The sequence below is a fragment of the Sphingomonas sp. Leaf37 genome (assembly GCF_920939475.1).
Lineage (GTDB): Bacteria > Pseudomonadota > Alphaproteobacteria > Sphingomonadales > Sphingomonadaceae > Sphingomonas.
In genome coordinates, this window is record NZ_CAKLAX010000002.1 from 447,482 (window position 1) to 472,010 (window position 24,529).

A 24,529-nucleotide genomic window follows, 5' to 3' on the forward strand; every position below is an offset into this window, starting at 1 on the left:
AGGGCTTGGATTGGCATGTAATTTCCCCTGAAAAGCGTGCTATTTTATGTCGATGTCCCGGACGATGCCCCCAGCGATGCCCCCAGCATCGCAGGGCCTAGGCCTGCTCGGCACCCTCGCGCTTGGTCGCAGCCCAGGCGAGGAAGTCGCCTTCCCACCACCCCACACAGCGCGTCGTCAGGGCGACCGGCTTCGGCATCTCGCCTTTCTCCACACGTCGGCGAATGGTCGATTCGCTGAGGCCAGTGGACGCGATCATGTCGTGCAGGCGAAGGAAGCGGCCGCGTGCGCTGGCGACCCCGACCTGCGCGCTATGAGACTTGGTTCGAGGGCGGCGTAGGGCGGCAGTCATGCTCGACCTTCCTTTCGTGCGGCTTCGTGGGCGGCCTGCAGGCTGTCCCATGCATCGCGGCTTCCGCCTCGATCAGGATGGGCTGACAAAGCGAGCTGGCGGTATGCGGACTGGATGACATCGGCCGAGGCGCCGCGACGGACGCCGAGGATCTCCGACCAGTGCGGTGGCGCCGGCAGCGCAACGTGGCCGGCGAATGCCTGGCGCAAATCGGCGACGCCCCAGCGTTCCTGACCGCGCAGCGCGTCGATGTGAGCGGCGATCGCGGCGATATTGTCGGCGACGGTATCCCATCGGTCACAGGCGAGAACGTGCGGCTTCTCGTCGAGGTCGAAATAGAAGGCGACGCCAGGATCGGGAGGATCGCGCCGGCTGACGTTTTGATCGCGCGCGCCGGATGCTGTGAACCGGATGTTGGTCGACAGCACCATGTTGAGCACCCGCCAGTTCTGGCGCGGCTTGGTCATCGCCTCGACCTGCTGCTTTAGGCGCTTCCGCGCCGTCGTCAGCGTCATGCGGCTGCCACCGTCGCGGAACAGCGCCGACGCGTGTTCGCGCGATCGCGGCCGGCCATCCGGCCAGCGAAGAGGGTAGCCGGGCTGGATTTCGGGATCGGTCACGCCTGCCGTCCTCCCGTGGCCGTCGCGATCAGGCGCCGTACGGCAGCGGACAGAAGATGTGGCGATGCGTCAGGTCCAACGCCTTGCCGCTCGTACTGAAAGCGTTCGACGTGATCACACCATCCGAGCACCTCCGCCCAGTTGGCAGGCATCGGGCTTGGCGCCGACGTGGAGACGCCGTCGTTCTCAATACAGACGAACGGGTCATTCTCGCAGCCGCAGGTGCACGCGAAGGTGTCGGCCGAGCCGCCGACGGGAACAAGGAACGCCGGCGGCTCGACCTCGGCAGCGCGCGGTGGGATGTCGCTGCCGATCTCGGGATTGGGAACGTGCTCGATCATGATGCACCTCGTTCGGTAAGCCGCTTCATGCTGGCGCGGAGCGCGGCTTCGGCGCTGGTCAGACCAGTCATTCTGCGGCCGCCCGTGGTTCGAGCTGGTGAGCGAGAAAGGGGCTGTTGAAGCGCAGGGTCGGATGGACCCAGCCGCTGCCCTGACCGCCGCGGGTCAGCGCTGAGAGGACGCCGCTGGTCAAATCGGTCGACTTGAGCTTGCCCCAGGTGACGAAGGTGGCGTTGTCGACGAAGGGCCTGGCGAAGCCGAGGCGCTGTTCCTTCGGGAACAGGTTGAGGAAGTCAGCGGTCGGCGACCATCGCGTCCGGACGTCGGCGTCGCGGCCGGCGCCGCATTCATGCACGATCACGTCGTGGATCGGCATTTCGCCGGCGACAGCGCGATCGAGGGCGATGCCGGCGACGACCGCCGCGGTCAGTGCCTTCAGCTGCGGTTCGGCCGTCCGCCACGCCAAGAACGCGGTGACCGGGTCGGCTTCGGTGAAGAAGTCCTGCCGCTTGATCTCGGCGATGGCGTCCGAGATTGTCCGTGAGGCGACCGTCGCGGCGACGAGGTCGCGTGCGAGGCCGAAGGCGTCGGCCGACATGCCGGATGTCGTGTCGCCGGCGATGCCGCGCATGCCGATGCCGACCGGGCGCGGTTCGACCAGTAGCAGCCGTGCCTGCGCCCAGATCAGATAGTCCTGCGCGACGTCACCGCCTTCGCGGGCGTCATCGATGAAGGCAGCGCGCGCGATCGCCTTGCGGGTGGCGCGGAGCGCGAACATCGCGTCCTGGGTCAGCCCGTCGTCCTGCTGTGCAGCGGCGTCGGCGCGATGTTTGGCGGCGAACGGGCTCTCCCAGGCTGGCGGGGCGGGCGTAACCAGCGGGGGCGGATCGGCGGCGGGCGCGGGCTTCTTCTCGCTGCCGAACTTCGCCTTCCGGCTTTCCCACCAATAGGACACCACGGGTTGACCGCTGGCGTCGATGGCGATGTGGGCGACGACTACGTCGCCGTCCGGCAGATCGAGCCTGCCGTCGACGGATTTCGGATTGAAGATCAGCTGGTGATCCGGACCGAAGTCGCCGCGCGGTTGCTCGGCGATGAAGCGGAGGTTCGGCCGGTCGGTGGAGACGCGGACCTGGTCGCGAATGGTCGCCATCTTGGCGTCGACCAGCTCCTGCAGCTTGCCCTGATCGCGGACGCGGCCGCGCTCCTCGGTAACTTCGGCGAACAGGTCGAGTTCGAAGGTGCCGCCGGCAGCGCGATACGTGTCGAGGCCGACGAAGAGCAGGTCGCGTTGCGATTGCACGTCGCCGATGTCGAGCGCCTTCCGGATCTCGGCCGGGGCCGGCAGCAGCACGGACGCAGCGGTCAGCCGTGCGAACACGAGCTGCTGAAACTTCTGGTCGTCAGTACCGGCGAAGGCGCGCGCCTGCGCATCGGTGATCCGGCCGGCAGCGAGGGCGTCGAAAACCGGCTTCGCCATCTGACCGAGGCGCAGCCACTGCTGTGTCAGCAGCGGGTCCTGGTTGAGGTTCGTCGCGATCTGCTGGACGGTGTGGCCGAGCGCATGGGCTTTGCGGACAGCGGCATAGACCTCGTACTGGCGGTTCTCACGCCGCGGCAGGTTCTCCTTTACCGACAGCTCGATCAGTTCGGCGTCCGAATAGCCGATGTATTCGCGGACCTTCCACTGCGTGTCCGCCGGCGCCGCGCCGCGCTGGATGAGGTTGCGGATCGAGCGGTAGCGGCGGCCGCCGGCGAAGGCGCCCCACTTCGTCTTCGATCTGCGCATCTGGTGGATGCTCATCGGGTACATCAGCCCGTCGGCGAGGATCAGCGCCTCGAGCTGTTCGGTGTCGTTCGCATCCTCTTCGTCGATGCGGCAGTTGAACGGCGACAGACACAGCTGGTCGATCGTCCGGAACGAGTCGATGATCTCAGGCATGGAGGGCCTCCGGCTTGCGGCCGCGAGCTGCACGCGCTCTAACGCGACGTGTCTCGACCGGGCGGCCGACGGGTATGCTCACGCCCGCCGTTACAGCGGCGGACGCGTCGAGATCGGGGAGGGGGGCGCAATCCGGCGCGTCCCCCGAACTGGCGGACGCGGCGATCGCGTCCTCGATGTCGTGCTGGCGATCGTCGGGCGCGGCACGACCGTAGCGAACCGACAGGGCGATATCGCACCATGTCGGATGGCCGGTGCGATCGTGGTGCTGCGCTGCGAGCGCCTGTGCATTCGCGCTCGTCCAACGCGCGCGAACGCCGTGGCAGACGAAGCAGCCGGCGCGCAGGTCGCGGCTGGTCGCTGTCCGACGGGTCAGGACGAGCGGGAGCTTCATCCGCCGCGCCCTGACGATCGTGCCGCGCGCTCGGCAGTGGCGCGTTGCATCCGACGGATGGCCCGGTCCTGCCTGATCCAGCCGATGAGCACGACCAGTGCGACCACCAGCACCGCAAACGCGGCGATGATGAGGGCAATTGAGGCGATCAGGAGCGGCATCAGGCTGCCCTCGTCGCGCTAGAACATTGCGGGCGGGCGGCGGGGGACGCAGAGGAGGTCGACCGACCGGCAGAGGACGGCAAGACCATCGTCGAAACGCACGCTGGCGAAGTCGCGGCGCGCGGTGAGGACGTCAGCCTGTTTTCCCCGGCGCTGGCCGATCCCCTGATAGAGGACGCGGTCGCCGCTCCCGATGCCGTCAGCCACTGCATCACAGGCCCACGGTGGCGCGAAGCGCCTGCCACGCGCCGTGCGCATCCCATGCGAACGCGATGGCGTTCCCGACGATGATGCCGCCGATCGTCAGCTTGGCGAGCGGCAGGGGCGGCGAGCATTCGGTGCAGCTGCAGCCATCGAGGTGCAGCTCGACGGCATAGGGGCGCGCTTCGGTCGGCCGATAGCGCATGACCGGCGTGGTCTGGCTCATTTGGACTTCCTTGTTGGGGTGACCGTCACGCCACGGAGGGCGTCGACGCTGGCGAACAGGATCAGGCAGACGATGCAGAGCATCGCGATCGGCAGGCGCAGATAGCCGTAGGGCAGCAGCGCGACGGCGGCGGTGCAGAGCAGCGCGCCAATCGCCTGGGCGATGCGGAGGGCCTTCATGCGGCATCGTCCAGCCCGGTCGGGATCTCGATGCCGGCAGCGAACATCACGTCGACCAGCGACGGTCGGGCGCCTTCCGCAACTGCCATCCAGTAGGCGAGCACGCGCAAATCGATGCGGATCGTGTCGTGCAGTGCGATGATCGTCGGCAGCGACAGCGGCGTCAGGTCCGCCTCGATCGAGGCCAGCCATTCGACACGACGAAAGGCCGGCACCATCGGAGTACTGGCAAGCAACAGGGCAACGTCCTCCAGCGACAAGCCCAGCGCCTGCCGGCGGAGTTGGACGTATTTGCCGGGACTGATCGTCGGCACCGCGGTGGCGGCGATCGTCAGTGCGGCATCGACGAAGCGGGACAGTACGTTCGACATCTCGGCGGCCTCCGGGCATGCGAAAAGCCGTTCCCGGCGACGATGGTCGACGGGGCGGCAGGGCTGGCGGTGGTGGGTTCGGTGGGGTGCCGGTCAGTCCGGCGGGGGCGGGGGACCGTCGCGTGCGTGTGCCAGTGCCTGGCGTACCGCCGTGATCGACAGGTTGTTCAGGCGGTCCGCGTCTTCGAGTTCGCGCAGGGTCTTCTTCAGCGTGTCCGGATCGCCGCTGCTCATCGCGGCGTCCACCATCGCGGCAATCGCCTCGCCGCCTTCCTTGGCGAACTGGCGGGCGAGCTGCGCGATCACGGCGGCTTCGGCGAATCGGCCGGCGCCGGCGGTTTCCAGCCGGAGGCCGAGTGCCTCGTACAGCGGGAAGCCCTGACCGGTGACCCGGTGGTATTCGAGATCCAGCTGCTCGGCGAGCAGCATCGACAGCGTCTCACGACGGCTCGGCAAGGTGAGGGCGGTCAGATAGCCCTCCGACTTGCCAGTGAGCGCCATGACGCGCTCCATCTTCAGCGTGCCATAGACCAGCCGCAGCCGGTCCTCGATCGTCACGGGTTCGCGCTCGATCGTCATGCGGCGCCTGCGCAGAAGCGCTGCGTCGATCGATGCAGACGTGACGCGACGCCGCTGGCACGAGAAGTACCGGACACATGGTGAAAGGTGCGGGCTGCCGATGATTGCTCCCATACGGCATTTGGCGCGCGCGGTCGGACGCGCAGCGGCACGGGGCGGCCCGCCGCCCGATTCGAGTGGGTGGCGGGCAACCGGGCGGCCCCGGCAGGCACCCCCAGGTGATCGCCCGGCCGGCCCGCCGGCGGCCGCGCGAATGGATCGCCAAGCGCTTGATCGGCGCCGGCCGAACAGGGAGGGAGGCCGGCGCCGATGCTCGCCTTGGGAGCGCGCAGACTACATGCCGTCGGGTTGCGTGATGCCCGCGGGCTCCGACCGGTCTGCGAGCGGTCGAACTGGGAAAGGGTGTCTGCGCCGGAGATCACCGGGCGATCTCCATGTCGCCGGTGCCGGGGCGAGTAGGGATCGGAGCGACCGTAGGCGTCGGACCGTAGACGTCTGGGCGGAGGCGGTGGCGACTAATACCAGTGGCAGCTTCAGTCGCCAAAACGAGTTCTGGCTTGATCGGAAGCCCTTTGTTCAACCACTTCCAAACGGTTGCTTGTGTGGTACCGATCAGACGAGCGAGCGCGGATTGAGACCCTGCGGCCTCAACGGCTTCTGCGACTGCCTTCATCTGATCGGTGGCCGAGCAAGAATCCATACTGCCGAGCTAAACGGAAAGGTTTAGCCGTGCAAGACGGAATCGTACATCGCCATCTACACCGACGCGTTTAGCAATCCTGCTGTGGTGAATCGCGAGCGACTCCGAGATCTGATGGAACAGCGAGGGTTGTCGCAATCCGAGTTGGCACGTCGCGTTGGAGTTGCGCAGGCGACAATCTATAAGCTGATTAGTGGGGCCAGCTACGGTACCAAACACCTTCACGTCATTGCGCGCGAACTCGGAACGACGCCGGCGTATCTGGCGGGCGAGATCGACGATCCCGACGTAGGCGCTCCACCTCCGCCGCCCCCTCGACCCGCAAGGATCATGCTGGAGGTTGTTCTTCCGCCGGAGAATGCGCTGGCGAAAATGTTCGAGGCCCTGCTCCGGATGATGCCGGACGACGCAGACCTAGACGAGAGGGCGCTACTGCTCGCGCGCCGTCTGCCGATCGGGCTTTCGCAACTGCGCGATTTGATCCCGGCGGGGAGCGCTGTCGGGACGTCGGAACCAGCTGCTGCTGAAGTTCCTCCCACTCCTGTGCATGAACCGCAGTCATGACAGCGCAGACGATGTCGCACGGGATGCACCCAGTGCTGCAGCCGGGCGTGGAGCGACGCAAAGGTTGGGGCAAACGGCAGGTCTCCTGGGCGGACGGCTCACGAGATCTAACGACAGCGTAGCTGTCGAAATTCACACGCGCAGAATCAGGGGGCATTTAATGGGGGGCAGTTTGAGTGACGGAGGCCACAACGTCGGCGTTCAAGCCGTAGCCAATCTGATCGGCGCGATTGGTGCCGCCCTCATCACCTCGGGACAATCTACGGCGGCGCGAACTATGCTCGACATGTCCGACGCCATGAACGCGCAGACCATACCTGAGGGTAGCGATCTGGAGACGCTCCAGCGCTCCACCTCGGCTCAGCGCGCCCTAATGGCGCAGATGGGACTGTAGAGTGGCTGCGCCCGTCACCTTAGAGTCGTTCGTCGACGGCGCTCGATCGGCGGTGGCGCGCGCGACCTCATTTGATGCGAAGCACCTGATCGGCAACGCGCTTGCCCAGCTGCATAATGCTCACGCCTATGTCGTGTCGGCACCGGCCGTCGATCGTGCCTACAATGAAGTCAGGGTCCATGTGCACGGATTGAAGGTGGAGCTGTCGAGCCTTCCAATGGGCGCTCCGCAAAACCATCCCCCGGTCGAGCGGGCGAGGCAGTTGGCCCTGCTTTCGATCGAGCATTACGCCGCAGCTCTGGGTGATGCGCAGCCAAATGAAATGGCCAAGGCACTCGGATTGGACTGGTTCTGAGGATGGCTCGATTGAACAGCCCCACTTCGGATGTCGTGGAGTCGATCCGTGCACGCACGCTGCTCGAACTGCTGGACGTGACGGGGAACGATGAGGCTTTGATCGAAGCATTGGCCGAGCTCGGGCTTGCCATATCGCAAGCTGCGTTCGTGCCGCTGCTGGAACGGCTCGAGACAGCCGGCCTGATCGAGACCTCGCGTGTACAGATCGGGCCGGTCGCCGCTCGCGTGGTCGCACTTACCATGGCCGGTGACGATGTTCGACGCGGCCGAACGGAGCGCGACTGGATTGCAGCGCCGACAGTCAGTGCGGCATGAGCAGTTGGTCACTAGGTGAGGGGTGCGAAGGGTGAGTTGCGGCTGACGGACCGGGGGGTCGGTCTGATGACTACGTTTTTAGAGGGGGAATTGCGGAGTGTTTAGAGGAGTATTGTTCGTGGTTGGTGCGAGCCTTACCTTGGTCGCCTGCGCTCAGCCGGGCACCGAGGCCAAACAGACTTATGCCTATACGCTGACGGCGACCGGATCGCCCGAAACCAAGGATCGCAACTCCTATCCCAGCTTGGGCGATGTCACATTCACTCGTGTGCAGAAATACAAGCTTGTTGGGACCACCGACGTCACGCGTCAGCCGCACTTCCTGGTGATCTCGGTTACGAAGAAGGTCGGCAAGAAGATCATCGACCGCGATGTGGTGGCACCCGTGTTCGTTAAAGACGGGACATACGAGATCGAGTGCGCGCATTATTACGACGTGAAGCCTGCCCAGGAGGCCACGGTCGATGATCCGCAATGTACGCTCAAGCTGTTGGGGATACTGAAAGCCGATGCGCCGGCGACGCTCGTGGCGAGTTGACTCTCATGAAGACCAGCCTCAATCCGGCCGAACGGAAGACAGTGTTGCTCGGGCTAGGTTCGGCCTCCTACATCGCGGGTATCATGGACGCCGCTAATAACCTGCTGCCCGAAACCGATCCCAAAACGCTGTTCGTTTATGGTACCGTGCTTTTGACAAGCGCGGTGCTGGGAAGAAAGAGCAAGTGATGCGGCAGTACCATCGTCATCGCAGCTCGGAAAATGACGGCATGCATGGCGGAAACAGGCGCGCGCGTGTCGATACGATCGTCATCGGTGGCGGCGATCGCGTCGAGGCCAGTCGGCAAATCGGTATCGGCATAGCCCTCGCTGGCCTGTTCGTGGCCGCTGCTATACTGGTGTGGCTCGTGAGAGCCTACGATGTGGATTGGCAGACGGCGGCCATGATGGTCTTTTTCGGCTTCGTGGTTATCGGCTTGACCTTCGGGATACTGGAGCCTGACGGGGACTGACCGGCGGGTAGGCCAGGCGTCGACCGGCTCTTGCGCGGACTGGAACAGACGTGGAACATGCGGTGCATGACGACCGTGGACCCTGTCGCCCTGGAAGCGCTTGTCGCGCCCTTGGCTGAGTTGTGCGAGGCGAAGAATTTCGAATTCGAATGGGGCGTGCGCAGATCGGGCTCGACGTGGCGTGCGACGGTTTCGTCCGGCTATCCGGTCGTCGATCGAATTCGGCAGGGGCCTTGCCCACTCTTCGCGGTGGAAGAGCCAACCGCGGAGGCAGCACTGGCACGCGCGGTGTCATGGTCGATGGAGTTCGCGCGAAGCTTCCCGGCGTATAGCCGCCCCTCGGCCCCGCCGTGGATGCGACGTTGAGCGGGTATCAGGCGGGTATCTCGATCAAAACACGATCAAGAAACTGCGGATTTCCGCGGTACTGACGAACACGCGGCGGAGGGTATCTCCGCCGTGAGCATCCACCGGAACCGGTAAATGGTGCTCCGCTAGATCGCGCGAACGAGTTGGCTGTCCTTGCCCATGAAAGGAGCGAGGTACGCAAAGAATGCTTGCTGCGGGGGTAGGTCGGTCATACGAGTGTGGAGCCGGCTCAAACCGCCAAGCTGAACCGGCTCCGTGGTCTACCGCTTGCGCGGCAGATCCGTTTAGCGCTTCTTCGGAGGCTTCGGTGATCCCGGCCGCTTGATCGTCTCCACCACATAGGTGGAGGCGTTCCGGCGTGCGGTCGGAACCGGAGCGAAGCGACCGGTGCTGGCATTGCGACCGATCTTCATTTCACTTCTCCAGCCGATTGATCTCGGACTCGGACGCTCAAGGACCATCCTTGAACCACACCTATGTGCTTCACGGGAGCATGGCTGGCAACCCTCAATCGACGTCGGTGGACTAAATTGTCCCACTTGCATATAAAACTAGTCCACCGTACTAAGGTCCTAGGGGCAGGGTTCGCCCCTTAATGTGGATGGGGCCTAGGTGCGCACGGACGAAAATCAGAATTTAGTAGATAATTTAGTCCACTTGGCGCGGATCGCGCTGGTGGGGGAGAAGCGCGACGTAGAGGCCTACGTACGGCGCCTTACCCGTCTACTATCGAAACAATTCCCAGATGCCTCTTCTCAGCTGCGCGAGCTGGCCGCAGCCGGTGCCACCGCGCGATCTGCAGCTACTGCTGGAAGATCATCTGCCAATCGTCTGGTTCCGGTCGATGCGGAAAGTCGGCTTGATCTACTTCGTGTCGACGCCGTTCCGACAGTACCTTATCCGCCGCTGCTAAATGTAGCGATAGCAAGCCAGATTGAGCAGGTAATTCTGGAGCGGGAAAGGATCCAGGAGCTAGCAGATGCTGATCTTGAGCCGTCTCGCACGCTACTATTCACGGGACCGCCCGGAGTGGGAAAGACGTTGACGGCTCATTGGATAGCGCAACGACTAAATAAGCCACTTTTCACATTGGACCTAGCCAGCGTGATGAGCAGCCTTCTTGGCAAGACCGGCACGAATCTCAAATCGGTGTTGGAGTACGCTAAAAATCAGGACTGCGTGCTGCTGCTCGACGAATTTGATGCTGTCGCGAAGCGGCGCAACGACGACACTGAAGTAGGGGAGCTAAAACGGCTCGTTACCGTCATCCTTCAAGAAATCGATCTCTGGCCTTCTGACAGATTGCTCATCGCTGCAACTAACCACGGCGAACTCCTGGATCCTGCTGTCTGGCGGCGATTTGACGTCGTGGCTGAGTTTGACATCCCGGCGTCGGGCCAGCTTGAGGATCTCATCAGGGTCGAGCTCGGCGATGATGTCGCACCTACTTGGTCGAACGCTCTGGCGAGTTTGTACGAGGGTAAGTCGTTCAGCGACGTGGCTCGGCACGTCAGGAGCTTGCGGCGGCATGCATTGCTTGCAAAGCAATCCATTTCAGAGCGGCTCATTGAGTCAATCCAAAACGAGGTGCGTCACCTTCCAAAAGCCGCCTTGAAGAGGGTAAGTGTTCAATTAGAGTCGGCAGGTTTGTCGCAACGACAAATATCTGACCTAACAGGTCTGTCGCGCGATACGATTCGCCGGGCGAGGCCATTCGAGGAGAAGAATGATGGCTAGTCCTATCAATTACCTGATTGGGCGGGGCGAAACGCTGGTTCAGCCGATCTCGTTAAAATCCGGAGGCGGCGAAAAGGCGCATCCCTATACGTTCGACGAGGCGTTCTCGCGGCTTTCGCCAGAGATGAACATCGTTCAGGCTGCAGTAGAAGATCTGCCGCGACTGGCGTGTCCGAATGACGAAGCTGTAATTTCGTTGACGTTGCACCCTAGTTACCTCGCTAAGTCATACCATCCAACGCGATTGCTTAACGGGCTTGGGCTTCGGCAGGTCGGCAGCAGAGAACGGCGTGTTATGCCGTCGAAGTGGACGCAGAAGGAGGCACCTTCTCAACCGCTGGTGGCACCGGAGCTGTTCGTAGCCGGTAGCCGGAGGCGGCTTGCGTCACTCAGCCGCTTGGTACTCGCAGCCGAACCAGGTGTGCAGGATGATTTTCGGCGCATTGAGCATATCAACGCGATGGGAACAGACCGTATAGGGCGGATAGCCGGCGACGACGCAATGCCTCCGCTGGAAGTCGTATTGCACGCTGATACTTCAGAGGTTTGGGGCGACGACGTACTGCGCGGTTTTTACGAGTGGTGCCGCGAGTTGGGTATCAGCGCTGATTTCTCTCGTCGCCAACAGGTCGGCGGCCTAGCATTTCTTGGGTTTCACGCTTCTCGTGAAGCAGTCGGCGCCATGGCGAGGTTTAGCTTCCTGCGCACGGTGCGAAGGATGGCGCAGCTATCTTTTCGCGACATAGAGATGCGAGCCACATCTACCGCGGCGACCTTCCCGATCGCGTTTTCGAACGACCTTCCAGTCGATACGGAATTACGGGCCGCCGTCTTCGATGGAGGGCTGCCAAGCGATCATCCGTTCCCGGCGTGTGTTGTTTGCAAGGATGCACCCGGAATCGGCAGGCCGACCGCCATGGGCCTAAGGCATGGCGTTCAGGTGACCAGCGCGATGCTATATGGCCCCCTTGCGGCGGGCGACGAACCAACGAGGCCTTACTCGAACATCGATCACTGGCGCGTTCTTGACAGCGACGGCGATGACTTTGAGCTCATGACCACCCTCGACCGCATCATGGATATTCTCGAACAGAATTCCTATGAGGTAGTGAACCTTTCAATTGGGCCAGATGAAGCACTGATTGATGACGATGTTCACGTTTGGACCTCTAGGCTCGATCAATTCGCCGCTTCTGGTAAAACGTTAGTAGTGTCAGCGGCGGGTAACAATGGTGACTTGGATTTAGAGGCTGGACTGTGCAGGATCCAGCCAGCTTCAGATGGAGTGAACGTCCTTGCGGTAGGTGCCGCCTGTCAATCCGGCGTGGGCTGGTCTCGAGCGGAGTACAGCGCTCGAGGTCCGGGTAGAAGTCCAGGGTTGGTCAAGCCCGATATTCTCGCTTTTGGAGGATCAGAGGAAGAGCTATTTTTCGCAGCGGATGGGGCAGGGATTGCACGCGGCGTGACTGGAACCAGCTTTGCCGCACCAGCGGCTGCTCGGCTCGGCTTAGGCCTGCGAGCGCTCTTCGGCACGCAGTTGAGTCCGGTGGCGTTGAAGGCGCTGTTGGTCCATCACGCGGAATGTGGCGAACACGCTCAAATCGATGTAGGTTGGGGCCGCTTACCCAAGCTTCTAGACGATATTGCGACTTGCCGGCCCGGAGAGGCCACTGTGGTGTATCAAGGTATACTTGAGCCTTCCCGATATCGTCGCTTCTTACTACCTGTTCCGACTGACGGCTTTGGGGCTAAGGTAAGTCTTCGCGCAACCTTTGTGACTGCCACCGGTGTCGACCCGGAAGATGCAATTAATTATACGCGCACAGGTGTAGGGATTGCGTTCAGACCTAAGACCGTCGGTCACCCCGGTTATACAAAGATCAAGGGCGAATATAAGGAACGCTCTGTCCACGAGGCCAAGGGTTTCTTTGGCAAATCTGCGTTATTCGAAACAGAACAGGTCCTGCGGGATGATGCGCAGCGATGGGAAGCTGTCCTAAAGGCGGCGCACACATACAATCCGACAACCCTGGACCAGCCTGTTTTTGATATCGAGCATCTGGCGCGGGCCAATGGTCAGGCAGCGCCTCGTAGTGAAGGAGTTCAGTACGCCCTTATCGTCACGGTTAGCGAGCGTGGCTCGAATGATCTCTACAACCGAATTATCCGATCGTACGCGGGGAGATTGCAGGCCATGCGGCCCCAGGTCGACATCCCAATTCGACCGCGCGGCTAGTACCCCAGGGCGGCTGTCGCACGTCGCCGCGTGACCGGGATGTGGGTGCCGGCTGCCGGTCAGTGGGTATCGCTTGCCTATTAACAGGCAGAACACCGTGGGAGCGGCGGAGGGTACCTCCGCCGCGAACTGCGCTGCTGGCGAAGTAATCCGATTCTCCCTATGTTCTCTTCGCGGGTGTCGGGGGCAGAATGGGAATACACGTCGAAGTGCTGGCGGCGCAGCCGAGCCGAAAGCAGCAAGCCTACGAATTCATCAAGCGCTACATCCTGCGCGAAGGGCGAAGCCCGGCGATGAACGAGATAGCCATGGCGCTTGGCGTCAGCGATACTCGGGCGAAGGCTCTGGTCCGAAAGCTCTCGCTGGACCAGATGATCAGCCGCTCTGCCGGCGCACAGCGCGGGATCAGCATTCCTGGCCTTATGGAGCAGCATATTGCTGAACGCCTGCGTGCAGCGGGCGTTCGCATGGACAGCGATTTCGACGCGGTGCCGTTACCACAAGGTCATCTCCCGCTCGTGGCCATCATCGAGCATGTTCCCGACCATAATTAGCCGGGGCTTCACATGACGATCACCACCGAACGGGAGCTTCAGCGCGTCTCCCACCTTGTTCTCGGTCGGCCGCGGCCGGCGCCGGCGCTGCCGCGTAAACCTGCCGGGATGAGCAAGCAGGAGTGGAAGGTCGAGAAACAGCGACTGCGCGATGCGGGCCAGCAGCTGGTCGACGGCGTCGAGGAGCACGTCCAGCTGCAGGAGCGCTGGTCGCACAAGGCCAACGGTACGGCGGAGACGCACGAGCATGCAGCCGTCAGCGCTGGTCGCGAAGGCGCGCTGCTGCGCTTGGTACGCACCGGTGCCATCGATGCGCACCAGCTCGCCGCGGCCGAGAAGATCGCCGAGGCGTTCGCCGCGATCACGGCCGAGGTGACGGTGCGCACCGCCAGATGGGGCGATCGCAACCCGGGCGGCGGCCCGAACGCGGCGGAGGCGGTTCCGATTGCGGCGGTGATCCAGCAGCGCACCTATCAGCGCTGGCGCGAAGCAACTGGCGTGCACGCGCCGATGGTGCTGGCGATCGTCGTCGACGACGTGGCGGTGACGGCCGCAGCCCGGCGGTGGCGACTGTCGAACCGCCGCGCGCGATCGATCCTCGTCACCGCGCTCGACCGATGGCAGCGCTGCTAGGGGTTCCCTTTGGGGAACTTCCCCTAAGGTCACCTGCAAAAGCGGTCACGTAAGCGGCACAAACGACCCCGCCACAGCTGTGCCTGATCGCCGCTCTCCTCCCCAAGGATGCGCCGGTCGCCCAACAGGAGATCTGGCATGCGTCACGATGCTCCTCAACCTGCACAGCGGCCCGCCCAGCCACGCCCGAACCTGGCCGATCAGCTCGAACGCATCACACCGCGGTTCGATGAGCTGACCCAACGGGCGCGGCTGGGCGCAGATCGTATTCCGGCAGCCGAGCTGCATGAACTCGAGGAAATGGCGCAGCACATCGCGCGCGACCTCGTCGCACTATTCCGCGGTGCCGGCGCCCGGCCGGTCAACCCGCCGGCCTGGGTGAGTGCCGACGGCACGCGGGCGGGCTGGTGATGGCGATCCCGCGCGATCAGCTCCAACGCGCTGTCGATGCCGGACACCCGGACGATGCGCTGGTCGGCTTCCCGATCAGTCTGGTGCGCGAGATCCTGCGCAGCCTTCCCGTTGAAACCATCGCGCTGGTGCAGGGCGCACAGCCATTGAAGGAAGCCGCATGACGAAGCTCCGCATCAATGCGCCCGTTGACCAGGCGACCCCGCTGATCGAGCGCTACGCCGCTCTGGGTACCGAACTGGCGCTCGCCGACGTCGCACGCAACGATGCGATCACCGCGGCGAACACCGCGGCCGACCGCATCACGGTGCCGATCGTCGATGAGATGACGGCGATCCGTGAACAGCTGGAGCCTTGGTGGCGCCGCAACGCAGCGACCCTGCTGCCAACAAAGCGCAAGTCGATGGAGCTGGGCGGCTGCGTCATCGGCAGCAAGACAGGATCGACGTCGGTCACCTTCGCGCTGGGTAACGACGAGCTGGCCGCCTCCACCCTGCAGGCGGCGCGCTGGTCCAAGGCGTACGTCCGGGTCAAGCCGAGTGTCGACAAGGCCGCGGTGAAGACGGCGCTCGCCGGCAAGGACGGTGACAAGCTGCGCGCGCTGGGGTTCGGCGTCACCACGCCGATCGAGACGTTCATCCTCGACCGTGCCGATCAATCCGGCACGGTCACCGCCTGACCACCGCTCGCCTCCGCGGGCGGGCTGGGCAGGCCCAGCGGCTACGGCGGCTGAAGCGAACCAACGGCCTCTGCGAGATGTGCCTCGATGAGGGACGGACCCGCGAGGCGACGATCGTCGACCACATCGTGCCACTGGCGCACCACGGCCCCGACACCGACGACAACACCCGCAACCTCTGCGACCCGCATCACCGTCTGGTGACGATCGAGCAGTTCGGCTTCGCCGTGGCGCGGAGCGAGCGCGGGGTGACGCGGGATGGGCGACCGATCGACCGCGAGCACCCGTGGAACGGCACCGGGGCGGGGCCGACCTCGGTGGCAGCGCCGGCGCGGTCGCCGCGGCGGCCGACACCCCCCCGGGGGGTCGAAAGTCAGCCGGCTGACCTGCCGGACACCGCGTAGTGGCTTCATGCGCGGTGCGAACAATTCCAGACCAAAAAGTTCAGGTCGGAAAGGGCGGGCGCGATGACGAAGCCGAGGGCCGACGCCATTGTCGCCGAACCAAAATGGACGGTGCTGCTGCCGGATGCGGCCGAGCGCCGTGTTGCGGCTGCACATTGGAAGCGCATCACGGCGGAGATGCGCGACCGCGAGATCTTGTCGTCGTCGAACGGCCACGCCCTGCAGCGCTTGGTGCTCGCCTACGTCATCTACGATCGTTGCTCGCAAGAGGTCGGTGCCGGCGGCCTGGTCGACGAACCCAACGTCGAGAACCCGAAGGCGATTGCCCGCCTGTCGATCCACTACAAGGCGATGCGCGAGGCGGAGAACACCGCCGAGCGCCTGGAGGGTCTGCTCGGCCTGACGCCTGGTCGCCGCGGCAAGGTCGCCAAGGTCGCGAAGCAGCGCACTCGCACCGCCGGCGCTGACGCGTTCCTTGGCCCGAAGGGGTAGCGCGGCACCGGGCGATCCGACCACCGCCTGGGCGGAGGCGGCGGTCCGCGGCGATTTCGTTGTCGGCGACCTCGTCCGCTACGCAGCCGAACGTCACCTGCGCGACCTCCGGGATCTGCGCGACTATCACTGGCGGCCGGAGCTGGCGCAGCGCGCGATCGACTTCTTCCCTTCGGTGTTTACGATCACCGATGGCCCGGCCGCCGGTAAGCCGTTCCACCTGTTGCCGTACCACGTCTTCATCGTGGGATCGCTGATGGGGTGGGTCACACCCGAAGCTCGCTGGCGTTTCCGATCCGGATACGTCGAGACCGGCAAAGGGCAGGCCAAGTCGCCGATGATGGGCGGCCTCGGCCTCTACGTCATGGGCTGGTGCGGTTTCCCGCGCGCGCCGGTCTATGCGATCGGCGGCGACAAGAACACGGCGAACGTCCTGTTCAAAGATGCGGCCGCCATGTGTCGGGCGCAGGTCCCAGGTTACGAGGACGGCGACACTCTGGAAACCGAGGGCCATGTCGTGCTGCGCGGCGAGGGCGACAACGTCTGGAAGATCGAGCATCCGACGTCGCAGTCGTTCTTTCTTCCCCTCGCCAACGGGCTCAACCAGTCGGGTCCCCGCCCGCGCCTAGTACTCGCTGATGAAATCCACGAATTCCGGTCAGCAGCGCAGCTGGTGACTTGGCGGCGGGCGATCACCAAAGTCGCCGGCTCGGCGATGTTGCTGATGGGATCTAATACGCCGGCAACGTCGCAGCTTGTCGGGACGGAATATTCCGAAACCTATCAGGCGATCGCCAAAGGCCTGAAGAAGGACGAGACCGCCTTCGCGTTCGTGGCGCGGGTCGATAAAAGAGATCGGGACACGGTCCTGACCAACGAGGCGTGTTGGGGAAAGTCGCTGCCGGCTATCGGCATCACCTACCCGGTCGCGAACATCCGCGAAGAGGTGATCACGGCCCTGACGAAGCCGTCGGAGGCCGCCTCGATCAAGCGGCTGTACTTCGGCATCCCGACTGGGGCGGTCGACTTCTGGATCGCAGAGGATCGATGGGCGGCGGTGCAGCAGGTGCTGACGCCGGAAGATCTGAAAGCGCTGCAGGGCTGCCCATGCTGGCTCAGTCTCGACCTGTCGAAGAAGAACGATCTGACGGCGCTGACCGCCACCTGGCGCGATGGCGATGGCGTGCTGTGGCAGAAGACCTGGTACTGGACGGTTGCGGAGCGCCTCGATGAGAGGGCGAGCGCCGATAACGCGCCCTATCCCGAATGGGTCGAGCTTGGCTGGCTGACCGCCACCCCGGGTACCACGATCGACTACACCTTCGTCGCGGCGCAGGTGGCCGAGCTGGACGCCACGTACGACGTCGTCGAGCTGGTGTTCGATCCGGCGAAGATGGCGGATTTCGAGACCGCTTGTGAGCAGAACGGGTTCTCCGTCTGGCGCTACGAGGGACCGAACAAGCCGGCTGGCGACGGTCTGAAGCTGGTCAGCCATGCGCAGGGTCCGCTCGTGAAGTTCGACGATCGGCAATATTGCATGCCGAAGTCGATCGAGCGGTTCGAGGACAGGATCCTCCAGGAAACGATCGTCATCGACGCCTCGCCGATCACCTATTGGTGCGCCGGCAACGCTGAGATCCGCGAAGACGGCCTGAAGAACCGTTGCTTCGACAAGAAGAAGTCACGCGGCCGCATCGACGGCCTAGTCACCTGCGCCATGGGCGCCGGCGCTGCCGACAACACAGAGCTGAAGGGAGACAGGTATGAGGGCTCCTACTTCGTCGATATCGATGCGGCCGACGATGATGGCGACGTCGTCGACGATGACGAGGCCGACGCATGAGCGTTGACGGTTACAAGCTGTCGGCGCGCGCGGCGGAAGCGCAGTCGCGCGGCGCCGCGCCTGTTCAGGCCGCGACCACCGACAGCGTCGGCGTGCTTACCGGTGGCGAACCGATGGCCATCGACTGGTTCGGCGTCGGCCAGCAGGCCGCCGGCGTCGTCGTCACGCCCGAGACTGCGATGCGGTCGACCGCGGTGTGGCGGTGCGTCAACCTGATCGCAGGCGCGCTGATGACGCAGGAGCTGGGCGTCTATCGCATGACAGCCAAAGGCGAGCCGATCCGGGTCTACGGCCACCCGTACGAGCGGTTCCTCATCCACGAGCCGAACGTGGAGATGACCGGCCCGGTGTTCGTCGAGAACATCGCCATCCAGCTGCTGCTGCGAGGCAATGGCTATGGTCTGATCCGCCAGGCGCGGAATGGCGCGATGACGTCGGTCGACTTTTATTTCCCCGGCCGTGTCTATCCATTCCGATCGGCCAACAACTCGATCTGGTATCGCTTCACCAACGAGGACGGATCGACCGAGGATCATCACGCCTCCTACGTTCTACACTTCAAAGGGCCGGGGCTAAGCGCTGACGGCATGCGTGCGCTCTCGCCGATTTCGCATCATGCGCAGTCGGTCGGGATCAGCCTTGCCGCGCGCGACTATGAGGCCGGGCAGTTCGAACGCGGCCTCCTGACCAACGACTTTTTCTCGTTTCCAGAGGGCGTGAGCAAGGAGCAGCGCGCAGACTTCAAGACCTACCTGCGCAAACGAGCGCAGGGTGTCGCCAATGCTCACAACCCGCTTCTCCTCGAGAAGGGCGTGAAATGGGAACAGGTCAGCGTCACCGCCAAGGACGCACAGTTGCTCGAGCTGCTGCAGTACTCGGTCGTCGACGTCTGCCGGATCTATGGCGTTCCGCCCAACATGGCGGGGGAAACGTCCGGCACATCCAACTGGGGCACCGGCGTTGAGCAGCAGCGCATCGGTTTCGACCAGTGGACGATGCTGCCGCACAAGGTGCGCATCGCCGGCGAATGGTCGCGCAAGCTGTTTCCTGTCGTCGGCGCAAAGCTCCCCGAATTCTTCGTCTGGTGGAACGACGACTTCCTCCGGTCCGGCGATAGCAAAGCGATTGCCGCTTATCTGCGCGCAGCACTCGGCGGCAACCAGCTGCCCGGCTGGCTCAGCCAGAACGAGGCGCGCCGTCTCGTCAACCAGCCCCCGATCGAGGGCGGCGACACCGTCTACCAGCCGACTGGCGACGAGCCTGTGCCGCAGCCGGCCGGTGCCGGCGGCGATGCGGAAGATGAGCCGGCCGTGCCCAGCAAGGATCCCAGCGATGCATCGTAAGCTTTTCAACCTCGCGCAGGCGAACACCGGCAAAGGCGCGGGCATCCGTGCCGAGGTCGCCGACGATACCGCGACGATCTATATCTACGACATCATCGATCCCTATTGGGGGGTGTCGGCGGCCGACCTTGCGAAGGCGCTGGCCGGCATCACGGCCGCGAATATCGTGCTGCGGATCAACAGCCCGGGCGGCGACGTCTTCGAAGGTCGCGCGATGATGGCGCAGCTCGTCGGCCATCCTGCGACGATCACTGCCAAGATCGATGGGCTCGCTGCGTCGGCCGCGTCGGTGCTCGCGCTGGCCGCGTCGAGCGTCGAGATCGCCGAGGGCGGCTTCTACATGATCCACAAGGGCTGGACGTGGATGATGGGTAACGCGGATGATCTGCGCGACGCCTCCGCGCTGCTCGACAAAGTCGATGCGGCGATCGTCGCGGCATACCAGGGCAAGTCGGGCAAGTCGGCCGACGAGATCGCCGCCTGGATGAAGGCCGAGACCTGGTTCAGCGCCGAGGAAGCGGTCGCGGCCGGCTTCTGCGACAGCATCCTGCCGACAACCGCGGCCAGCGCCGGTGCCAACGCCCGCGCCTTCAACCTCGCCGTCTACGACCGGGCACCCAAAGCCCTCACCGAACAGCCGCCGGAGATCGACGACGCGCCGCGCGTGCGCTCACTTGCTCGGCTCGGCCTCTACGAACGAACGGCCGCCTAGCAGCCGATCATCCCTGGCGCCGGTCCCCCGGCACCTCAGAGCCCCGCCTTCGCGGGGCTTTTTCTTTGAAGGAAGACCTCATGATCAACATTAAGGCGCTCCGGGACCAGCGTGCCGACAAGGCGAAGGATGCCCGCAACCTGCTCGAGAACAACACGGGCGACAAGTTCACCAAGGAAATCGAGAACCAGGTGGACGGCATCTACGCGGAGATCGATCGCATCGATGCGCAGATCGAGCGCGCCGAGCGCCAGGCGCAGATCGATGGCGACCAGGCAACCACCGACGTCGCCAACGAGAATCGCGATCGCGTCCGTGCCGGCCTGACGCAGGAGCAGCGCGAGCAGCAGGACCGCCACTCGGCGGCGTTCCGCAACTTCATCCTCCACGGCGTCAACGGCATGACCCGCGAGGACATTGAGGTACTGCGCGCCGCGACCGTCCAGAATGCGCAGTCGGGCCAGCAGGCCAACGGCGCTCAGGGTGGCTTTCTCGTGCCGAACGGCTGGGGCGGAGAGCTGCTCGAGGCGCTGGCACAGTTCGGCGGCATGCGCGCAGTCGCCACGGTGATGGCGACCGCCGGCGGCAACCCGATCCCGTGGCCCACCGTGGACGAGACCGCTGTCGAAGGCGAGATCGTTCCCGAGAACACCGCCGCCAGCACCGGCGACTTCACCTTCGGCACCACGCAGATCGGCGCCTACAAGTTCAGCTCGAAGATCGTCGCGATCCCGTTCGAGCTGCTGCAGGATCAGGGTCCGGGCATCGACATCGAAGGCTTCACCCGTCGTGCGCTGGCGACCCGCATCGCCCGCATCACCAACCGCCTGTTCACCACCGGCAGTGGCACTGGGCAGCCGCAGGGCGTGGTCACGGCCGCCGGCATCGGCAAGGCCGGTGCGACCGGGCAGGCGACGTCGGTGCTGCCGGACGACCTGATCGATCTCGAGCACTCGATCGACCCGGCATATCGGGAGATGCCCGGCGTCCGTTGGATGTTCCACGACACCACGCTGCGCCAGCTCAAGAAGATGAAGGACACGCAGGGCCGGCCGCTGTGGCTGCCCGGGTTCGACACCAAGGAGCCCGACACGTTCCTCGGCTATCGCTACCAGATCAACCAGCACATGCCGCAGATGGCGGCATCGGCGAAGTCGATCGTGTTCGGCGATCTGTCGCAGTACCTGATCCGCGACATCATGAACGTCACCCTGTTCCGCTTCGACGACAGCGCGTTCGTGACCAAGGGGCAGATCGGTTTCCTCGCATGGTCGCGCCACGACGGTCGTCTGGTCTCCGCCGGCGCACCGGTGAAGGCCTACCAGCACTCGGCCTCGTAAGAGCGGTGTGCCGGCGGGGCTACGGCCCCGCCACCTTCTTTAAACCGCATGATGGAGGTCCCCATGGATCCCAAGCCTAAACGCCAGCCCGTACCTGCTGGCGGCCAGCCGATCCCCGCCACGATCACCGCAGCTGATGCGACCCCGCCGGTCGAGAAGCCGGCTGCCACAACCGATACGGCCCCGGCCGTCGAACCGCCCGTCGCCGACGCCGGATCCGAGCAGGCCGCGGGAGCCGATATGGTCGACGATGGCGAGTTGGTCGAAGCGCGCGTGCTGGTCGCATTCGGCGATCACGCCGCAAACGACATCTTCACCGCGCCGGCAGCCGAGGTCGAGCGGCAGAAGCTCGCCGGCAACGTCGATCCGCACCCGGATGCGGTGACCTTCGCCAAGAGCCTCGGCGAGGACGCCTGACCATGGCCGAGCCCGTCGCGCTTGACGACATCAAAGCGCACCTGCGCCTGAACGTGAGCGCGACGGACGAGGACACATATCTTGTCTCGCTACTGCTGACCGCGCGGCGCAAGGTCGAGAAGGACACGGGCCACATCATCGCCGGCGACGCGCCGACGATCGTCGGCGATGATCTTGAGATCGCCCGACACGCGATGCGGCTGATCGTCGGTCACTGGTACGCCAATCGCGAAGCGACGGCCCAGGGCAGAGCGCCCGCGGTCGTGCCGATGACGGCCAGCTGGCTGATCGATTCGATCAAGCTGTGGGATGACGGCAGCGAGATCGCGGCATGATCGCGGCCGGTCGCTTGCGCGACCGTGTGGACATCGTGCGTGCGACGAAAGTCGATAACGGTGGCGGCTACGTCACCACCTGGGCGGCGATCGCACCGGCGGTGCCCGCCGAGGTGATCGGGCTCACCGGCACCGAAGCCGTCCGCGAGAAGGTGTTGCGCAGCGTCAGCGTCTACCAGATCACGATGCGCTATCGTGCCGACCTTCAGCCGAAGGATCAGGTGCGTTTCAACGGCGTGGATCTGAACATCCGGTCGTCGGTCGATCCGGACGGCCGCCGGGAGCGGCTGGTGATCATCGCCGACACCGAAAACGCGATCGCGACCGCCTGATGGCAGCGGCCAATGGCATCCGGGGCTTGGCGGAGACATACAGCCTGCTCGACCGGCTGCCGTCCGCGGCGCACGACGAGCTTGCCGTCGAACTAGCCATCGTGGCGCGCGAGCTGTCGGCCGCCCAGCACCAGGATGTCCCGAAGGCGAGCGGCGAACTCGATCGCGCGCTCACCTACCAGCTGTTGCTCGAGCGCCTGCAGATCAAAGTCGGCCTGCTGCGCGGCGCGCGGGCTGGCGGCACCTTCAACGGCCGCCAACGCAAGGCCGTCGCCGGCGGACCGTTCTACGGTAGGATGGTCGAAGGTGGCGTTGCTGCTCAGACGGTCCTCGTTACGCGCCGGATCAAGAAGCGGACGAAGCGGGGGCTGGGCAGGGGTAAGGGCACCCACACGACGTACCACACGCCCAAGCGCCGGCTGCGTCGCAGCTCAAGCCCCAACCGCGGCACCTACGTCGGCGACCCGTACAAGCTCCGCGTGAAGGCCCAGTCGGCTCGACCGTTCGTCGCGCAGCCGCTGCTGGTCGAGGTCGCCGAGAACCACCTGTCCGAATTTTGGGCGAACGCGATCGCCCGCACGGGAGTCGCATGATGGCCGCACCGCTCGATCTGCTGACCGGGACGCAGGACGCGATTATCCAACTGATCCGCGCACGCCTCCCAGCGGAACAGAAGCAGATGGTGCGCCATACGCTCGAGGAAAACTTTCAGCCGCCCTTCCACCTGGTCGGCGATATCGTCACCGAGGAAGCCGGCGGCAAAGACGAGCAGCTCGAGGAACTCGAGGCCGAGATCCACACCGTTTACCGCGGCAGCGATCGTCGCGAGCTGCTGGCCATGCTTCATCAGGTCCGGCTCGCCACCCACGACACCCGCGTTCAGGCTGGCGGCGCGACGTACCGCGTCCAGTGGCGCGGCGCGATCGCCAGCACCGCGGCGCGCGATGGCGTCACCTTCGCCGGCCTTACCACCCTCGACATCCAAGCCGAGCCGGACTGACCGGCGTTACCAGGAGACCTATTATGGCTACCGAACAGGGCCGCGAAACGCGGATCTTCGTTAAGACCGGCGAGAACGCCACGGTGAAGATCGGCGGCGAGACGACCTTCAGCTACAAGCGCAACACGCCGTCGATCGACACCGCCGACAAGGACGGTGGCTCGGGCAGCTTCGGCCAGGCGACGATCAACATCTCGACGTCGGGCAACGTGAAGCTGCCGGACGCCGGCCTGTCTGCGCTCGAGGCGGCATCGAAGGCGACCCCGCCGCACATCGAGATCGAGATCAAGAAGGGCGAGGTGACCCGGTTCGCCGGCATGGTCGCCGTCGGCAACTTCTCGGCCGACTTCCCGCTCGGCACCGCCACCTGGTCGGCCGAGATGGTCAACGCGGCCGTTCCGACGACCGACAACCTCACCGCGACCGCGTAATGGGCGGCGCAACCGGAGGGCAGGCCGCGAAAGCGACTGCCCCACGCCGGCCGCGTTCAACAGCGCCGGCCGCGCCTGTCGGTGTCGTGGCGGACGATGTCTCGGCCGACGATCGGCCGGCCGGCGACCAGCCGACCGCCAACGCCGAGCGCGGCGAGCACGAGCTGACGCTCGCCGGCACCCTGTATCGCCTGCGGCCGAGCCATAGCGCGCTGAAGGCGATCGAGAAGAAGACGGAGCGCGCGACCCTGTCGCTGGTCCGGCTCGGCAACACCGGCGATCTGACGCTCGGGCAGATGGGCATCATCGCGGCCGAGCTGATCCGCGCCGGCGCAGATCGCGACGATCGGTTCACGCGCAACATCAGCGCCGAGCGGATCGAGGAGCTGATCTTCGAAGAGGGCCTGCCGCACGCCACGTCGCGCCTGACGCTCTGCCTCCTCGATGCCGCGACGGGCGGGCGCGATGCGTCGGGGGATGTGAAAGCGGCGGAAGCGACGTAGACCAGCCGGCACGCTTCCGCCGCATGCAGGGAATCGCTCAGGACAGCTTCGG

At 64.7% G+C, this 24,529-nt stretch carries 40 protein-coding genes; 27 read left to right on the forward strand and 13 right to left on the reverse strand.

All coding sequences use genetic code 11. The features are described from left to right. Positions 1–97: 97 nt before the first annotated feature. From LRA87_RS07445 to LRA87_RS07500, 12 genes are all read right to left on the reverse strand, one after another. Positions 98–352, reverse strand: coding sequence for a helix-turn-helix transcriptional regulator (locus tag LRA87_RS07445; RefSeq protein ID WP_230630627.1), 255 nt, complete (start codon positions 350–352; stop codon positions 98–100). Continuing rightward, positions 349–972: a J domain-containing protein gene (locus tag LRA87_RS07450; protein WP_230630629.1), complete on the reverse strand. Its 624-nt coding sequence runs from the start codon at positions 970–972 to the stop codon at positions 349–351. Before LRA87_RS07450 ends, LRA87_RS07445 begins: the two co-directional genes overlap by 4 nt. Beyond that, positions 969–1,313, reverse strand: a complete 345-nt coding sequence (locus LRA87_RS07455; protein ID WP_230630631.1) for a hypothetical protein — start codon at positions 1,311–1,313, stop codon at positions 969–971. Before LRA87_RS07455 ends, LRA87_RS07450 begins: the two co-directional genes overlap by 4 nt. A gap of 67 nt (positions 1,314–1,380) precedes the next feature. Next, the gene (locus LRA87_RS07460; RefSeq protein WP_230630633.1) at positions 1,381–3,255 is read right to left on the reverse strand and encodes a ParB/RepB/Spo0J family partition protein; all 1,875 of its coding nucleotides are present in this window, start codon (positions 3,253–3,255) and stop codon (positions 1,381–1,383) included. After that, positions 3,248–3,649, reverse strand: a complete 402-nt coding sequence (locus LRA87_RS07465; protein WP_230630635.1) for a hypothetical protein — start codon at positions 3,647–3,649, stop codon at positions 3,248–3,250. The genes LRA87_RS07460 and LRA87_RS07465 overlap by 8 nt, the downstream gene beginning before the upstream one ends. Further along, positions 3,646–3,810, reverse strand: a complete 165-nt coding sequence (locus LRA87_RS07470) for a hypothetical protein (RefSeq protein ID WP_230630637.1) — start codon at positions 3,808–3,810, stop codon at positions 3,646–3,648. The genes LRA87_RS07465 and LRA87_RS07470 overlap by 4 nt, the downstream gene beginning before the upstream one ends. A gap of 18 nt (positions 3,811–3,828) precedes the next feature. After that, on the reverse strand, positions 3,829–4,017 hold the full coding sequence (locus LRA87_RS07475) for a hypothetical protein (protein ID WP_230630638.1): 189 nt from the start codon (positions 4,015–4,017) through the stop codon (positions 3,829–3,831). Between the two features lie 4 nt (positions 4,018–4,021). Continuing rightward, a complete protein-coding gene (locus tag LRA87_RS07480; RefSeq protein WP_230630640.1) occupies positions 4,022–4,237 on the reverse strand; it encodes a hypothetical protein in 216 nt (71 codons plus the stop codon). Next, complete coding sequence (locus LRA87_RS07485; protein ID WP_230630642.1) at positions 4,234–4,416, reverse strand: hypothetical protein; 183 nt, start codon at positions 4,414–4,416, stop codon at positions 4,234–4,236. The genes LRA87_RS07480 and LRA87_RS07485 overlap by 4 nt, the downstream gene beginning before the upstream one ends. Further along, on the reverse strand, positions 4,413–4,787 hold the full coding sequence (locus tag LRA87_RS07490; protein ID WP_230630644.1) for a hypothetical protein: 375 nt from the start codon (positions 4,785–4,787) through the stop codon (positions 4,413–4,415). The genes LRA87_RS07485 and LRA87_RS07490 overlap by 4 nt, the downstream gene beginning before the upstream one ends. Before the next feature lie 93 nt (positions 4,788–4,880). After that, positions 4,881–5,366, reverse strand: a complete 486-nt coding sequence (locus LRA87_RS07495) for a hypothetical protein (RefSeq protein ID WP_230630646.1) — start codon at positions 5,364–5,366, stop codon at positions 4,881–4,883. Positions 5,367–5,784: 418 nt separating this feature from the next. After that, positions 5,785–6,066 (reverse strand): transcriptional regulator, encoded by a 282-nt coding sequence (locus LRA87_RS07500; RefSeq protein ID WP_329958585.1) that lies wholly within the window; start codon positions 6,064–6,066, stop codon positions 5,785–5,787. An 87-nt stretch (positions 6,067–6,153) separates the two neighbouring features. Between LRA87_RS07500 and LRA87_RS18495 the strand changes: the two genes are divergently transcribed. The 7 genes from LRA87_RS18495 to LRA87_RS07530 all read left to right on the forward strand — a co-directional run bounded on the left by LRA87_RS18495 (position 6,154) and on the right by LRA87_RS07530 (position 8,706). After that, a complete protein-coding gene (locus LRA87_RS18495) occupies positions 6,154–6,630 on the forward strand; it encodes a helix-turn-helix domain-containing protein (RefSeq protein WP_443024861.1) in 477 nt (158 codons plus the stop codon). Positions 6,631–6,790: 160 nt separating this feature from the next. Continuing rightward, a complete protein-coding gene (locus tag LRA87_RS07505) occupies positions 6,791–7,024 on the forward strand; it encodes a hypothetical protein (protein WP_230630650.1) in 234 nt (77 codons plus the stop codon). 1 nt (position 7,025) lies between these two features. Continuing rightward, the gene (locus tag LRA87_RS07510; protein ID WP_230630652.1) at positions 7,026–7,379 is read left to right on the forward strand and encodes a hypothetical protein; all 354 of its coding nucleotides are present in this window, start codon (positions 7,026–7,028) and stop codon (positions 7,377–7,379) included. An 11-nt stretch (positions 7,380–7,390) separates the two neighbouring features. Continuing rightward, positions 7,391–7,696 (forward strand): hypothetical protein, encoded by a 306-nt coding sequence (locus LRA87_RS07515; protein ID WP_230630653.1) that lies wholly within the window; start codon positions 7,391–7,393, stop codon positions 7,694–7,696. A 118-nt stretch (positions 7,697–7,814) separates the two neighbouring features. Beyond that, positions 7,815–8,234 (forward strand): hypothetical protein, encoded by a 420-nt coding sequence (locus LRA87_RS07520; protein ID WP_230630655.1) that lies wholly within the window; start codon positions 7,815–7,817, stop codon positions 8,232–8,234. A gap of 5 nt (positions 8,235–8,239) precedes the next feature. Further along, the gene (locus LRA87_RS07525; RefSeq protein WP_230630657.1) at positions 8,240–8,422 is read left to right on the forward strand and encodes a hypothetical protein; all 183 of its coding nucleotides are present in this window, start codon (positions 8,240–8,242) and stop codon (positions 8,420–8,422) included. After that, positions 8,422–8,706, forward strand: coding sequence for a hypothetical protein (locus tag LRA87_RS07530; RefSeq protein ID WP_230630659.1), 285 nt, complete (start codon positions 8,422–8,424; stop codon positions 8,704–8,706). Before LRA87_RS07525 ends, LRA87_RS07530 begins: the two co-directional genes overlap by 1 nt. Before the next feature lie 653 nt (positions 8,707–9,359). Here LRA87_RS07530 and LRA87_RS18365 read toward each other — a convergent pair. Next, on the reverse strand, positions 9,360–9,488 hold the full coding sequence (locus tag LRA87_RS18365; RefSeq protein ID WP_268934840.1) for a hypothetical protein: 129 nt from the start codon (positions 9,486–9,488) through the stop codon (positions 9,360–9,362). 199 nt (positions 9,489–9,687) lie between these two features. Here LRA87_RS18365 and LRA87_RS07535 point away from each other — a divergent pair, with 199 nt between their 5' ends. The 20 genes from LRA87_RS07535 (at position 9,688) to LRA87_RS07630 (ending at position 24,477) form a co-directional block, all read left to right on the forward strand. Beyond that, a complete protein-coding gene (locus tag LRA87_RS07535; protein WP_230630661.1) occupies positions 9,688–10,812 on the forward strand; it encodes an AAA family ATPase in 1,125 nt (374 codons plus the stop codon). Continuing rightward, a complete protein-coding gene (locus LRA87_RS07540; RefSeq protein WP_230630663.1) occupies positions 10,802–13,048 on the forward strand; it encodes a S8 family peptidase in 2,247 nt (748 codons plus the stop codon). Before LRA87_RS07535 ends, LRA87_RS07540 begins: the two co-directional genes overlap by 11 nt. A 191-nt stretch (positions 13,049–13,239) precedes the next feature. Next, a complete protein-coding gene (locus LRA87_RS07545) occupies positions 13,240–13,602 on the forward strand; it encodes a hypothetical protein (protein ID WP_230630665.1) in 363 nt (120 codons plus the stop codon). A 12-nt stretch (positions 13,603–13,614) separates the two neighbouring features. Continuing rightward, positions 13,615–14,235, forward strand: a complete 621-nt coding sequence (locus LRA87_RS07550; RefSeq protein ID WP_230630667.1) for a hypothetical protein — start codon at positions 13,615–13,617, stop codon at positions 14,233–14,235. Positions 14,236–14,373: 138 nt separating this feature from the next. Then, complete coding sequence (locus LRA87_RS07555) at positions 14,374–14,646, forward strand: hypothetical protein (RefSeq protein ID WP_230630669.1); 273 nt, start codon at positions 14,374–14,376, stop codon at positions 14,644–14,646. Next, a complete protein-coding gene (locus LRA87_RS07560) occupies positions 14,646–14,810 on the forward strand; it encodes a hypothetical protein (RefSeq protein WP_230630671.1) in 165 nt (54 codons plus the stop codon). The genes LRA87_RS07555 and LRA87_RS07560 overlap by 1 nt, the downstream gene beginning before the upstream one ends. Beyond that, positions 14,807–15,325, forward strand: coding sequence for a host-nuclease inhibitor Gam family protein (locus LRA87_RS07565; protein WP_230630673.1), 519 nt, complete (start codon positions 14,807–14,809; stop codon positions 15,323–15,325). Before LRA87_RS07560 ends, LRA87_RS07565 begins: the two co-directional genes overlap by 4 nt. 77 nt (positions 15,326–15,402) lie before the next feature. After that, a complete protein-coding gene (locus tag LRA87_RS07570; protein WP_230630675.1) occupies positions 15,403–15,729 on the forward strand; it encodes an HNH endonuclease signature motif containing protein in 327 nt (108 codons plus the stop codon). Between the two features lie 63 nt (positions 15,730–15,792). After that, entirely contained in the window at positions 15,793–16,221 is a 429-nt protein-coding gene (locus LRA87_RS07575; protein ID WP_230630677.1) for a P27 family phage terminase small subunit, read from the forward strand. Beyond that, complete coding sequence (locus LRA87_RS07580; RefSeq protein ID WP_230630679.1) at positions 16,205–18,064, forward strand: terminase large subunit; 1,860 nt, start codon at positions 16,205–16,207, stop codon at positions 18,062–18,064. Before LRA87_RS07575 ends, LRA87_RS07580 begins: the two co-directional genes overlap by 17 nt. After that, positions 18,061–19,407: a phage portal protein gene (locus LRA87_RS07585; RefSeq protein WP_230630681.1), complete on the forward strand. Its 1,347-nt coding sequence runs from the start codon at positions 18,061–18,063 to the stop codon at positions 19,405–19,407. Before LRA87_RS07580 ends, LRA87_RS07585 begins: the two co-directional genes overlap by 4 nt. Then, the gene (locus tag LRA87_RS07590; RefSeq protein ID WP_230630683.1) at positions 19,397–20,119 is read left to right on the forward strand and encodes a head maturation protease, ClpP-related; all 723 of its coding nucleotides are present in this window, start codon (positions 19,397–19,399) and stop codon (positions 20,117–20,119) included. The genes LRA87_RS07585 and LRA87_RS07590 overlap by 11 nt, the downstream gene beginning before the upstream one ends. A gap of 80 nt (positions 20,120–20,199) precedes the next feature. Next, positions 20,200–21,459 carry a phage major capsid protein gene (locus LRA87_RS07595; protein ID WP_230630685.1) on the forward strand — a complete coding sequence of 420 codons (1,260 nt, stop codon included), beginning with the start codon at positions 20,200–20,202 and terminating at the stop codon, positions 21,457–21,459. A 63-nt stretch (positions 21,460–21,522) separates the two neighbouring features. After that, positions 21,523–21,876, forward strand: a complete 354-nt coding sequence (locus LRA87_RS07600) for a hypothetical protein (RefSeq protein WP_230630687.1) — start codon at positions 21,523–21,525, stop codon at positions 21,874–21,876. A gap of 2 nt (positions 21,877–21,878) precedes the next feature. After that, the gene (locus tag LRA87_RS07605) at positions 21,879–22,211 is read left to right on the forward strand and encodes a head-tail connector protein (RefSeq protein ID WP_230630689.1); all 333 of its coding nucleotides are present in this window, start codon (positions 21,879–21,881) and stop codon (positions 22,209–22,211) included. Continuing rightward, on the forward strand, positions 22,208–22,543 hold the full coding sequence (locus LRA87_RS07610) for a phage head closure protein (RefSeq protein WP_230630691.1): 336 nt from the start codon (positions 22,208–22,210) through the stop codon (positions 22,541–22,543). The genes LRA87_RS07605 and LRA87_RS07610 overlap by 4 nt, the downstream gene beginning before the upstream one ends. Next, positions 22,543–23,136, forward strand: coding sequence for a hypothetical protein (locus tag LRA87_RS07615; protein WP_230630693.1), 594 nt, complete (start codon positions 22,543–22,545; stop codon positions 23,134–23,136). The genes LRA87_RS07610 and LRA87_RS07615 overlap by 1 nt, the downstream gene beginning before the upstream one ends. Then, complete coding sequence (locus LRA87_RS07620) at positions 23,133–23,543, forward strand: hypothetical protein (RefSeq protein WP_230630695.1); 411 nt, start codon at positions 23,133–23,135, stop codon at positions 23,541–23,543. The genes LRA87_RS07615 and LRA87_RS07620 overlap by 4 nt, the downstream gene beginning before the upstream one ends. Positions 23,544–23,566: 23 nt before the next feature. Then, a complete protein-coding gene (locus LRA87_RS07625) occupies positions 23,567–23,974 on the forward strand; it encodes a hypothetical protein (protein ID WP_230630697.1) in 408 nt (135 codons plus the stop codon). 86 nt (positions 23,975–24,060) lie between these two features. Continuing rightward, a complete protein-coding gene (locus tag LRA87_RS07630; RefSeq protein ID WP_230630699.1) occupies positions 24,061–24,477 on the forward strand; it encodes a gene transfer agent family protein in 417 nt (138 codons plus the stop codon). Positions 24,478–24,529: the final 52 nt, after the last annotated feature.